Below are 13,115 nucleotides of genomic sequence, written 5' to 3'. Positions count from 1 at the left end.
GCGCTCGCGGAGTCCGGGCTCGCTGCTCGGGATGTGGACGCGGTGGAGGCGCACGGGACGGGGACGCGGCTGGGTGATCCGATCGAGGCGCAGGCACTGCTGGCGACCTACGGTCAGGACCGTGCGGCGGGTGAGCCGTTGTGGTTGGGGTCGTTGAAGTCGAACATCGGGCATGCGCAGGCTGCTGCGGGCGTGGGCGGTGTGATCAAGATGGTCATGGCGATGCGGCACAGGGTGCTGCCTCGCACGCTGCACGTGGACGAGCCGACGCCGTTCGTGGACTGGGAGTCGGGAGGGGTGGAGCTGCTCAGGGAGCAGCGTGCGTGGCCCGAGACGGGTCGGCCGCTTCGTTCGGCGGTCTCCTCGTTCGGGATCAGCGGGACCAACGCGCATGTGGTCCTCGAACAGGCCCCGGCCGAGGCCACGGACGGTGCTCCGGAGGCCGAGGCCAGGCCGCCGCTGCCGCTGCCCCTCGTCCTCTCGGCCAAGAGCCCGGGCGCGCTCGCCGCGGGAGGCCGGCGGTTGCGCGAGCACCTCGCCGAACACCTCTCCGAAAACGCTGCCGACCTGGCCGCCGTCGCCGACATCGGCTTCTCCCTCGCCGCCCGCCCGGCCTTCGAGCACCGCGCGGTGGTGCTCGGTGCCGACACGGCGGAGCTACGCGACGGTCTCCTCGCCCTCGCCGAGGGACGCCCCGCCCCCGGACTCGCCTCGGGCGTGGCCGACCGGGACGGGAAGGTGGCCTTCCTCTTCACCGGTCAGGGCAGCCAGCGGCCCGGCATGGGGCGCGAACTGTACGACACCCACCCGGTGTTCGCCGCCACCTTCGACGCGGTGTGCGACGCCGTGGACGGGCTGCTCGAACGCCCCCTGCGCGAGGTCGTGTTCGCCGAGGACGGCACCGAGGACGCCGACCTGCTGCACAGCACCGCGTACACCCAGACCGCCCTGTTCGCGCACGAAGTGGCGCTGTTCCGGCTCCTGGAGAGCTGGGGCGTGCGCCCGGACACGCTGATGGGGCACTCGGTCGGCGAGCTGGTCGCCGCCCATGTCTCGGGCGTGCTGTCGCTGGCCGACGCGGCCACGCTGGTCGCGGCGCGCGGCAGGCTGATGCAGGCGCTGCCGCAGAACGGGGCGATGGTGTCCGTCCTGGCCTCGGAGGCCGAGGTCGCGCCGCTGCTGGCCGGACGTGAGCACGAGGTGGCGATAGCCGCCGTCAACGGGCCCGGCTCGGTGGTGATCTCCGGTGACACGGACGCGGTGCTCGGGCTCGCCGAGGCGCTCGGAACCCGTGGGGTGAAGACCCGTCGCCTGACCGTCAGCCACGCCTTCCACTCGCCGCACATGGACCCGATCCTCGACGAGTTCCGCGCGGTCGCGGGCAAGCTGACCTTCTCCCCGCCGACCGTGCCCATCGTCTCCAACGTCACCGGTCGCCTCCTCACCGCGGAGGAGGCGTGCTCCCCGGAGTACTGGGCCGACCACATCCGGGGGGCCGTACGCTTCCACGACGGTCTGCGCACCCTGTGGTCCCTCGGCGTCACCACCTGCCTGGAGCTGGGGCCGGACGCCGTCCTCACCGCCATGGCGCAGGAGGGCCTGGACGCCGAAGCCGGCGCCGAGGCCGAGGTCCCCGACCGTCCCGCCCCCCTGCTGATCGCCGCCCAGCGGCGCGGCCGGCCTCAGGCCCGTACCCTCGCCGAGGCCATCTCGCAGGCCCACGTGAGCGGGGCCGTCGAGACGGACTGGCGGGTGCTGTACGCGGGCGCCGACGCCCGGAGGGCCGAGCTGCCCACGTACCCCTTCGAGCACAAGCGGTACTGGCTCGAGCACACCACCGCACCCGTCGACGGCGGGACCGCCGACGGCGGCCCGGAGCAGCGGTTCTGGTCCGCCGTGCGGGGGCGGGACCTCGACGGTCTGCGGGACCTGTTCGGTCCGGAGACGGCCGACGCGCTCGCCGGCGTCGTACCGGCGCTGGCTGAGTGGAGCGAGGACAGCGCCCGGCGCTCCGCCGTCGAGAACTGGCGCTACCGCGCCGTCTGGTGGCCCGCCGACGTGCTCGCCGACACCGAACTCACCGGCACCTGGCTGGTCGTCGAGCCCCCGGCTCCCGCCGCCTCCGGCCTGGCGGCCGAGGTCACGACGGCCCTGGCCGCACGGGGCGCCCAGCCGGTCCGGGTCGCCGTCGACCCGACGCGGGCGGACCGGTCGTCCCTCGCCCGGCAGCTTGCCGAGGCGGCGGACGGCGCCCCGGTCGCCGGCGTCCTGTCGCTGCTCGCCCTCGACACGACCCCGCTCGACGGGCACCCGGCCGTGACCCGGGGAACCACCGCCACCCTGCTGCTGATCCAGGCCTGCGTCGACGGCGCCGCCTCCGCTTCGCCGGAGGGCGACGCGCCCCGCCTCTGGCTCCTGACCCGAGGTGCCGTCGGCACCGGCGGGCAGGACCTGACCGCCGACCCGGCGCAGGCCCAGGTGTGGGGACTGGCCCGGACCGCCGCCCTGGAGCACCCGCGGCTGCTGGGCGGGGCCGTGGACCTCCCGGCCGCGCCGGACGCGGACGACCTGCGACGCCTCGCGGCCGTCCTCGCCGCCCCCGCCGACGAGGACCAGGTGGCGATCAGGCCCGCGGGCACGCTCGTACGCCGCCTGGTGCGCGCCACCGCCGGCCGCGCGGGCGACGCCACCTGGACGCCCCGCGGCACCGTCCTCGTCACCGAGGGCACCTGGGGGACGGGTGCGCGGGCCGCCGGCCGCCTCGCCGCCCTGGGGGCCGGGCACCTGGTGCTCACCCACGCCCCAGGGACCGCCGCCCCCGGTGCCGACGAGACCGTGGCCGAACTCACCGCCCTGGGCGCCGAGGTGACCGTCGTCCCGTGCGACCTGGGCGACCGGGACGCGGTGGCCGCCCTGCTCGCCTCCGTACCCGCGGAGCGGCCGCTCACCGCCGTCGTCCACGCCGCCGCCGAACTGAGCGCGGCCCCGCTGACCGAGACGGACGCGGCACAGTTCGCCCGTACGGTGAGCGCCACCGTCGCCGGCGCGGCGCACCTGCACGAGCTGCTCGCCCCGGAAGGCGCCGACGGCGCCGACGACCTGGACGCCTTCGTCCTGTTCACCTCGGTCGCCGGGGTGTGGGGCAGCGGCGGACAGGGCGCGTACGGCGCGGCCGCCGCCCATCTCGACGCGCTCGCCGACCACCGCCGCGCCGGCGGGCGTACCGCGACCGCGCTCGCCTGGAGCGTCTGGGCGGACACCGCGGTGTCCGCCGACGCCACCGCCGACCCGGTCGCCGAGCAGGCCCGCCGCGACCAGCTCCGCCGCCTCGGCCTGGCCGAACTCGACCCCGAGCGGGCCCTGGACGGCATGCTGGAGGCCGTCGGCAGGGCGCACGGCGACAGCGTGGTCGCCGACGTGGACTGGGCCAGGTTCGCCCCGGCCCTCGACGCCGTACGGAGCATTCCGCTGCTGCGCGCCCTGCCGGAGGCCGTGCAGGCCCTGGAGGAGCCGGCCGCGACCGGTTCCGGGGCCCCCGACTCCGCGGCCGAGACCCTGCGGGCGTCGCTGGCGGGACGGCCCGAGGGGGAGCAGAACCATCTGCTGACCGAGCTGGTCAGGGCCGAGATCGCCGCCGTCCTCGGCCACTCGGGCCCCGAGGACGTGCCCGCGGGCAAGGCCCTGAAGGACCTCGGGCTCGACTCGATGTCCGCCGTGACCCTGCGGAACCGGCTGGGTGCCGCGACCGGCCTGCGGCTGCCCGCGACGCTCGTCTTCGACCACCCCACCCCCGCCGCCGTGGCCGCCGTCCTGCGCGCCGAACTCGCCCCGGAGGAGCCGGGCACGGACATCGAGCAGGAGATCGACCGGCTGGAGGCCCTGATGGACGGGGTCTCCGCGGACCGGGGCGCACGGGACCGGATCGGCATCCGCCTGCAGTCTCTGCTCGCCCGGCTCGCCGACCGGGACGCGGAGGCTCCGGGCGCCGGTGTCGCCGAACGCCTGGACTCGGCGTCGGACGACGACATCTTCGCCTTCATCGACAGCGAACTCGGCACCGGCTGACCCGGCCGCACGGCAGCGTCCCGCCCCGCCGACACCGGCGGGGCCCGGCTGCCCCGCCCGGCATCAGCGGGGCCCCTGCCCCGACCCGACCGCAGCGGGCCCCGCCCTGACCCGACATCAGCGCGAGCCTTCCCGACATCAGCGAGGAACGGATGAACGCCACACCCGCCACACCCGACGAGAACAAGCTCCGGGACTACCTCAAGCGCGTCACCGTCGAGCTCACCGAGTCACGCCGCCGCCTCAAGGAGACCGAGGACCGGCGCCACGAGCCCATCGCCGTCGTGGGGATGGCCTGCCGGTTCCCCGGCGGGGTGCGCTCACCGGAGGACCTGTGGCGCGTGGTGGAGACCGGCGCCGACGCGATCGGCGGCTTCCCGACCGACCGGGGATGGGACGAGGACCTCTACGACCCCGACCCCGACCGGGCCGGCCGGACCGTCACCACCCGGGGCGGCTTCCTCTACGAGGCCGCCGAGTTCGACGCCGAGTTCTTCGGGATAGCGCCGCGCGAGGCGCTGGCGATGGACCCGCAGCAGCGGCAGTTCCTGGAGGTGTCCTGGGAGGCGGTGGAGCGGTCCGGGATCGACCCGGCGACGCTGCGCGGCAGCAGCACCGGTGTCTACGCCGGATGCGTCACCGACGACTACCAGCTCACCCTCCAGCAGGCCCCCGGTGAGATCGAGGGGTACCGGATGACCGGCGCCGCGCGCAGCGTGGTCTCCGGCCGGGTCGCGTACACCCTCGGCCTGGAAGGGCCGGCCGTCACCGTGGACACCGCCTGCTCCTCCTCCCTGGTCGCCCTCGACCTCGCCGTGCAGGCGCTGCGCCGCGACGAGTGCTCTCTCGCGCTCGCGGGCGGCGTGACGATCCTGGCCACGCCCACCGAGTTCGTGAACTTCAGCCGCCAGCGCGGCTTCTCCTCCGACGGTCGGTGCAAGGCGTTCGCGGCGTCGGCGGACGGTACGGGGTGGGCCGAGGGTGTGGGTGTCCTCGTGGTGGAGCGGCTGTCGGACGCGCTGCGTCATGGGCGGAAGGTCCTGGCGGTGGTGCGGGGTACGGCGGTGAATCAGGATGGTGCGTCGAACGGGTTGACGGCGCCGAACGGTCCGTCGCAGCAGCGGGTGATCCGTCGTGCGCTCGCGGAGTCCGGGCTCTCTGCGCGGGATGTGGACGCGGTGGAGGCGCACGGGACGGGGACGCGGCTGGGTGATCCGATCGAGGCGCAGGCGCTGCTGGCGACCTACGGTCAGGACCGTGCGGCGGGTGAGCCGTTGTGGCTCGGGTCGTTGAAGTCCAACATCGGCCACACGCTCGCCGCCGCGGGCGTGGGCGGCGTGATCAAGATGATCATGGCGATGCGGCACGGCGTGCTGCCGCACACCCTGCACGTGGACGAGCCGACGCCGTTCGTGGACTGGGAGTCGGGCGCGGTCCGACTGCTCACCGAGCGGCGCGACTGGCCCGAGACCGGACGGCCCCGCCGCTCGGCGGTCTCCTCGTTCGGCATGAGCGGCACCAACGCGCACGTGGTCCTGGAACAGGCCCCCGCCGCCGAAACCGCCGAAGCCGGAACCCCCGGAACCCCCGGAACCGACGCGGTGACGGACGCCGCCGAACTCGCCGAACCCCCCGCCGAGCAGCCCGCCGAGCAGCCCGTCCTGCCGTTCCTCGTCTCCGGCCGCAGCCCGCACGCGCTGCGCGCCCAGGCCGCCCGGCTCGCGGCCCATCTGAAGGCCCGCCCCGGCGAGGACCTCGCCGACGTCGCCCACGCGCTCGCCACGACCCGCACCGCCCTCGACCACCGCGCCGTCGTCCTCGGCTCCACCCCGGCCGCCGTCCTGGCCGGGCTGACCGGCCTGGCCGAGAGCGAGACCCGCACCACGTCCGTGGCGGGCGTGGTGCGGGAGCACGGCCGGACGGTCTTCGTCTTCCCCGGCCAGGGGTCCCAGTGGACGGGCATGGCCGTCGAACTCCTCGACACCTCACCCGTCTTCGCCGACCGCCTGCGCGCCTGCGCCCGTGCCGTCGGCGCCCATGTCGACTGGGACGTGGAGGACGTGCTCCGCCAGCGGGAGGGCGCCCCTTCGATCGAACGCATCGAGATCGTCCAGCCCGTGCTGTTCTCGGTCATGGTGTCGCTGGCCGAGCTGTGGCGTTCCCACGGCGTCGAACCGGACGCCGTCGTGGGCCACTCCCAGGGCGAGATCGCCGCGGCGGCCGTCACCGGAGCGCTGACCCTCGACGACGCCGCCCGGCTCATCGTGCTGCGCTCGCAGCTCTTCGCCGACGAGCTCGTCGGCCGGGGAGCCGTCGCCTCGGTCGCCCTCTCCCGGGACGAACTGGAGCCGAGGCTCGAGCCGTACGGGGAACGGCTCTCCGTCGCGGGACTCAACGGTCCGCGCCTGGTGACGGTGGCCGGCGAGACGGAGGCGCTGGGGGAGCTGGTCGCCGCGCTCGGCGCCGACGGGGTCCGGGCCCGGATCGTCCCGGCCACCGTCGCCTCGCACAGCCCCCAGGTCGACCGGCTGCGCGCACGCATCGCCGCCCTGCTGGACTTCGTACGACCCCAGGCAGGGCGGGTCCCGATCTACTCCACGGTCACCGGAGAGGTCCTCGACGGATCCGAACTGACCGCCGACTACTGGTTCGAGAACTGCCGGCGGCCGGTCGCCTTCGAACCGGTGCTCCGCCGGCTGTTCGCCGACGGGTTCGACGTCTTCGTCGAGTCCAGCGCCCACCCGGTGCTCGCCCTCGGCGTGGAGGAGACCGCCGAGGCCGCCGGGGCCGAACCGCTGGTCTCCGGCACGCTGCGCCGGAACCAGGGCGGTCTGCAGCGCTTCTACGCGGCGCTCGCCGAACTCCACGTCGCCGGCGTCCGGGTGGACTGGACCCCCGCGTTCGCCGGCCGCGCCGGCCGCCGTACCGAACTGCCGACGTACGCCTTCCAGCACCGCCGCTACTGGGTGGAGGGGAGCTCCGGGATCCCCGGGCAGGGTTCCACCGGCCCCGCCGACGGCCTCGACGCCGCGTTCTGGGCGACCGTCGAGCGCGAGGACCTCGAAGCCCTCGCGGCCACCCTCGGCGTCGACGCCGGACCGCTCGGCGCCGTCCTGCCCGCCCTCGCCTCCTGGCGGCGCGAGAGCCGCGCGGACGCGGAGCTCGAGTCGCTGCGCTACCGGGTGACCTGGCACTCGGCGGGAGACCCCCTCAGCGCCGGGCCCACCGGCCACTGGCTGGTCGCCGTGCCGTCAGGTGCGGCGGACGACCCGCTGGTCAAGGACGTCGTACGGGCCCTGGTGACGGGCGGCGCCCGTCCCTCCCTCGTCACCGTCGCCGCCGACGACGCTCGCGCGGAGCTGACCGCACGGCTGCGCGCCGCGACCGAGGGAGACCCGCCGGCCGGGGTGCTGTCGCTGCTCCCGCTGGACGGTACGGCCGACACCGCGCGCCCCGCGCTGCCGAAGGGCCTCGCGGGGACCCTGCTCCTCCTCCAGGCCGTGTCCGACGCGGGCCTCGGCCGCCAGGTGTGGTCGGTGACCCGCGGCGCCGTCGCGGTCGGCGCCGCCGACCGGGTCGACGCGCCCGCGCAGGCCGAGGTCTGGGGCCTCGGCGAGGTCGCCCGGCTCGAGGTGCCGCACCTGTGGGCCGGGGTCGTCGACCTGCCCGAGACGCCCACCGGGCGCGACCTGCTCCGGCTGACCGCCGTCCTGGCCGGTCCCGTGGAGGAGAGCGGGCTCGCGGTTCGGCCCTACGGGCTCTTCGCCCGCCGGCTCGTCCGCGCCCCGCGCACCCCTTCCCGGACCGCCGCCGGTGTGTCCGCGGTCCACGGCACCGTCCTCGTCACGGCGGGCACCAGCGGGCCGGGCGCCCACCTGGCCCGCCTGCTCGCCCGGCAGGGAGCCGCCCACCTGCTGCTCACCACCGACCCCGAGGGCACCGGAGACGGTACGGCGGACGGCGGGGACGGAGACGCTACGGCCGAACTGGTCGCCGCGGTCGAGACGTCGGGCGCACGGGTCACGGTCGCGCGGATCGACCTCGCCGACCGCGAGGCGCTGGCCGAGCTGCTGGACGCCCTGCCCGACGACGCGCCGCTGACCGGTGTCTTCCACACCGCCGGGCTGCTGGAGGAGGAGGCGCTCGGGACCCTCACCCCCGACCGTCTCGAGACCGTCCTGCGCATCAGGACCCTCGGCGCCCGCCACCTGCACGAACTGACCCGCCACCGGGACCTCTCGGCCTTCGTGCTGTTCTCGTCGGTGTCCGCCGTCCTCGGCGCGGGCCTCGGCCTCGCCGGGCACGCCGCCGCCAACGCCTACCTCGACGCCCTCGCCGAGCAGCGCCGCGCCGACGGACTGCCCGCGACCTCGCTGGCCTGGGGCGTGTGGGACGAGGAGCCCGCCGAGCCCGAGGCGGCGGCGGAGGCGGCGACGCGGCGCGAGCGCCTGACGCGGCGCGGCCTGCCGCCGCTCGCCCCGCGGCGGGCCCTCGCCGCGCTCCGCCAGGCCCTCGACACGGACACGCCCACCCAGGTCCTCGCCGACATCGACTGGGACACCTATCTGAAGGTGCTGGTGGCCGGGCGGCACGAACCGTTCCTCGGCCTGCTTCCCGAGGTCGCGCGCGCCGCAGGCCAGGGCGCCGACGGCCGCGACCGGGCCGCAGCGGAGCTCGCCGAGCTCCAGGGCGCGAGCGCGGCCGAGCGCCACGCGCTGCTGCTCGGCCTGGTGCGCGCCGAGATCGCGGAACTCCTCGGGCACGACACCCCGGAGGCCGTGGAGGCCCGCCGCGACTTCCTCGAACTGGGCATGGACTCGGTGGGCGCCGTGGCGCTCCGCACCCGCCTGGAGCAGGTCCTGCGGCGCAAGCTGCCCGCCCGGCTGGTCCTGGACCACCGCACCCCGGACAGCCTCGCGTCCTTCCTGTCCGACGCGTTCGGCCCGGGGGGCGGCGACGCCGGCGCCGACGATCCGGCGGACGGACTCGCCGCCCGGTACCTCGCGGCGGTCGCGGCCGACGGGCGGGCGGACGAGTTCGCGGGTCCGCTCGCCGAAGCGGTGGCCGCCCGCGCCTCGTTCGAGGAGCCGGGTCCTGACGACATCCCCGAGTCGGTGCTGCTCGCCTCCGGTGGCCGGTCGCCCGTGCTGATCTGCCTCCCCACCGTGCTCGCCACCTCGGGGCCGCACCAGTTCGCCCGCTTCGCGGCGGGCCTGGGCGGCGAGCAGGAGGTCGCGGCGGTGAGCCTGACCGGCTTCGCCGGGGCGCAGCGGCTGCCCGCGTCCCTCGACGCGCTCACCGCCGCCCTCGCCGAGGCGGTGCGCCGCCGCGCCGACGGCGCTCCCTTCGCGCTCGCCGGCTACTCCTCCGGCGGCGTCCTCGCCCACGCGGTCACCGCCCTCCTGGAGGCGGACGGCGTGCTGCCCGAGGCGCTGGTCCTGCTCGACACGTACCTCCCCGGCAGCGACGAACTCGCCGCCGTCGGACCGGCGCTGATGCGGGGCATGGCCTCGCGGCTCGGGGAGTTCGAGCCGCTCGGCGCCGAACGGGTCACCGCCATGGCGGCCCACCTGGACCTCATCGGCGACTGGCGGCCCGCCGACATCAAGGCCCCGGTCCTCCTGGTCCGCCCGGACCGCCCCGTACCCGGGGACCGGCCCCCGGCCGACGACGCCTGGCGGTCCCTCTGGCCGGGGCGGCACGACGCCGTCACGGTCCCCGGCGACCACTTCTCGCTCATCGAGGAGGACGCGGTGACCACCGCGCACGCCGTCCGCGCCTGGTGGGACCGCACGGTCCCCGGCGGCGCGGCGCCCGCCCCCGACCCGGCGAAGGAGCCGTCCGCATGACCGAGCAGGACAGAGCCCGGAACGACAGGGCCCAGAACGGCACGGCACAGAGCGACAGGGCTCAGAACGGCACGGCACAGAGCGACAGGGCTCAGCACGACACGGCACAGCCGGAACAGCCGAACCGCCGCACCCCCGTCCTGGTCGTCGGCGCCGGGCCGGTGGGTCTGGCCGTCGCCTGTGCCCTGTGGCAGCGCGGCGTCCCGGCCCGGATCGTCGAGGCCCAGGCGGACCCGCACCAGGGCTCCCGCGCGGTGCAGCTGCACCCCCCGACGCTCCGCGTCTTCCGGGAGCTCGGCATCCTCGACGAGGCCGAGCGGCTCGGCCTGAGGATCCGTACGACCAGCTACCACCTGGCCGGCGGTCGCACCCTGAGGGTCGCGCTCGGCGTCGAGAACGAACCGCTGATGCTGCCTCAGCAGGACACCAGCCGCCTGCTTGAGGAGGCACTGCTGCGGGCGGGCGGCCGGGTGGAGCGCTCCGTACGGGTCACGTCCGTGGACCTCGCGGACGACGGCGTCACGGTGAAGGCCGAGGGGCCGCGGGGCACGGAGGTCATCGAGGCCGACTGGCTCGTCGCCGCCGACGGTGTCCGCAGCACCGTCCGTGAGCTTCTCGGCGTCGACTTCGAGGGTTCGCCGGTCGCCACCGGCTTCCTGCTCGCCGAGGGCCGCATCGACGGCGCCTTCGAGCGGGACGCGGTCCACTACTTCCTCGGCCGTAGGGGCTCGGTCGTCTTCGCCGGGATGCCCGGTGACCGGATCAGGGTCTCCGGCGCGGTCCCCGACGACCACCCGACGACGCCCGAGGGCGTCCAGCGGCTGCTCGACGAGCGCGGCCCGGGCGGCATCACGATCGAGGACCTCGACATGGTCGGCCGGTTCACCAGCCAGGAGCGGATCGCCGCCGCCCTGCGCAAGGGGCGCTGCCTGCTGGCGGGGGACGCCGCCCACACGCACTCCCCGCTGGGCGGGCAGGGCCTCAACCTCGGCATCCAGGACGCGCACAACCTGGCCTGGAAGCTTGCCGGTGTGTGCACCGGCGCGCTGCACGCGCGCGTGCTCGACACCTACGAGGCGGAGCGGCGGGGCGCCGCCGAGCAGATCGTCCGGACCACGCACCGCTTCCTGAAGGTCTTCATGCTCGGCCCCTTCGCGGCCCGGGTGCGCAACACGGTGTGGAGTTCCCTGGAGGCGACCGGCGTGCTCCGCCGCTGGTTCGTCCCGCTCCTCGCCGGCTGGCGCGTCCACTACCCCGACACGCTGTCCGGCGCCCCGGCCGGCCCCGCCCGGTCCGGGCGGCCGCGGGGGCTGCCCGCCCCCGGCCGGCGGGCGCCGCACTGGGCGCCGCAGGACCAGGAGGCGGGACCTGCCGGGTTCCGGCTCGTGACCACGGGGCCCGCGGGCGGCGCCACCGCCGTGCGCGGCCGGGAGTGGGCGGAGCGGGCTCCGCTGCCGGTCGGGCACGTCCATGTGCCCCGGCGCGCATCCGGCTTCGTGCTCGTACGGCCCGACGGCTATGTCGCGGCCTCCGGCGCCACCCCCGCCGAACTCGCCGACGCCGGCCGCCTGCTGGCCCGTATCGCGCGCTGACCCGACGAGGACAAAGGAGTCCAGCCATGCCGGCCACAGACCGCCTGGCGGAACTGATCGAGCTGAAGTCGCGGGTCCGTCAGGGGGCGGACCCGACGGCCACCGCGCGCCAGCACGCCCGGGGCAAGCTCACCGTGTACGAGAGGATCGAACTGCTTCTGGACGAAGGCTCGTTCCAGGAGATCGAACCGTTGCGGCGGCACCGTTCGTCGGGCTTCGGCATGGAGCGGCGCCGCCCCCACTCCGACGGGGTGGTCACCGGATGGGGCACGGTCCACGGGCGGACCGTCTTCGTGTACGCCCACGACTTCCGGATCTTCGGCGGCGCCCTGGGCGAGGCGCACGCCGCCAAGATCCACAAGCTGATGGACCTCGCCGCGGACACCGGCGCGCCGCTGGTCTCCCTCAACGACGGCGCGGGCGCGCGGATCCAGGAAGGGGTCACCGCGCTCGCGGGCTACGGCGGGATCTTCCGCCGCAACACCCGTAGCTCCGGGGTGATCCCGCAGATCAGCGTGATGCTGGGGCCGTGCGCGGGCGGGGCGGCGTACTCGCCGGCGCTCACCGACTTCGTCTTCATGGTCCGCGAGACCTCGCAGATGTTCATCACCGGCCCCGACGTCGTCCAGGCGGTGACGGGTGCGGAGGTGTCCATGGACGGTCTGGGCGGCGCGGACGTCCACGCGGGCGTGTCGGGCGTAGCCGGTTTCGTCTACGACGACGAGGAGTCCTGCCTGGAGGAGGTGCGCTTCCTGCTCTCCCTGTTGCCACAGAACAACCGGGAGATGCCGCCGGCGGAGCTGTGCGACGACCCGGCCGACCGGCCGAACGACGCTCTGCTCGACCTGGTCCCCGACGATCCCCACCAGGCGTACGACATGCGGGCGGTGATCGAGGAAGTCGTCGACGACGGGCAGTTCTTCGAGGTCCACGAGGGGTGGGCGACGAACATCGTCTGCGCGCTGAGCCGGCTGGACGGCCGGGTCGTGGGCATCGTCGCCAACCAGCCGTCCTCGGCGGCCGGGGTTCTCGACATCCAGGCCTCGGAGAAGGCGGCCCGGTTCGTCTCCCTCTGCGACGCGTTCAACATCCCGCTGGTCACCCTGGTCGACGTGCCCGGCTTCCTGCCGGGCGTCGACCAGGAGCACAACGGCATCATCCGGCACGGCGCCAAGCTGCTGTACGCCTACTGCAACGCGACCGTGCCGCGGATCCAGCTGATCCTGCGCAAGGCCTACGGCGGCGCGTACATCGTGATGGACTCCCGCTCGATCGGCGCGGACATCTCGCTGGCCTGGCCCGGCAACGAGATCGCGGTCATGGGCGCGGAGGGCGCGGCGAACGTGATCTTCCGGCGCGAGATCGCGGACGCGGACGATCCCGAAGAAGTGCGCGCCCAGAAGATCAAGGAGTACAAGGCCGAGCTCATGCACCCGTACTACGCGGCCGAACGCGGCCTGGTCGACGACGTGATCGACCCGCGCGACACCCGCCTGGTGCTGATCAGGGCCCTGGACATGCTGAGTTCGAAGCACGCCGACCTGCCCGCCCGGAAGCACGGCAACCCGCCGGCCTGAGGCCGGCGGGTCGTCCCAGGCAGCCACGGGCC

At 75.3% G+C, this 13,115-nt stretch carries 4 protein-coding genes and 1 pseudogene; all 5 read left to right on the top strand.

From position 1 onward, the window contains the following. Positions 1-4,065: SDR family NAD(P)-dependent oxidoreductase (locus ACIPPS_RS18885; RefSeq protein WP_401433058.1), on the top strand; the 4,065-nt coding region annotated here is incomplete at its 5' end. Between the two features lie 116 nt (positions 4,066-4,181). Further along, positions 4,182-8,987 (top strand): annotated as a pseudogene (locus ACIPPS_RS18880) (type I polyketide synthase); the annotation flags it as partial. 138 nt (positions 8,988-9,125) lie between these two features. Then, entirely contained in the window at positions 9,126-9,914 is a 789-nt protein-coding gene (locus ACIPPS_RS18875; protein WP_401433174.1) for a thioesterase domain-containing protein, read from the top strand. Further along, entirely contained in the window at positions 9,911-11,506 is a 1,596-nt protein-coding gene (locus tag ACIPPS_RS18870) for an FAD-dependent monooxygenase (RefSeq protein ID WP_401433055.1), read from the top strand. Before ACIPPS_RS18875 ends, ACIPPS_RS18870 begins: the two co-directional genes overlap by 4 nt. A gap of 26 nt (positions 11,507-11,532) precedes the next feature. Continuing rightward, positions 11,533-13,083, top strand: coding sequence for an acyl-CoA carboxylase subunit beta (locus ACIPPS_RS18865; RefSeq protein ID WP_401433053.1), 1,551 nt, complete (start codon positions 11,533-11,535; stop codon positions 13,081-13,083). The last annotated feature ends 32 nt before the right edge of the window (positions 13,084-13,115 follow it).

The organism is Streptomyces sp. NPDC090127 (assembly GCF_044746945.1).
Classification (GTDB): domain Bacteria; phylum Actinomycetota; class Actinomycetes; order Streptomycetales; family Streptomycetaceae; genus Streptomyces.
This window is presented reverse-complemented; position numbering and strand designations above follow the sequence as displayed.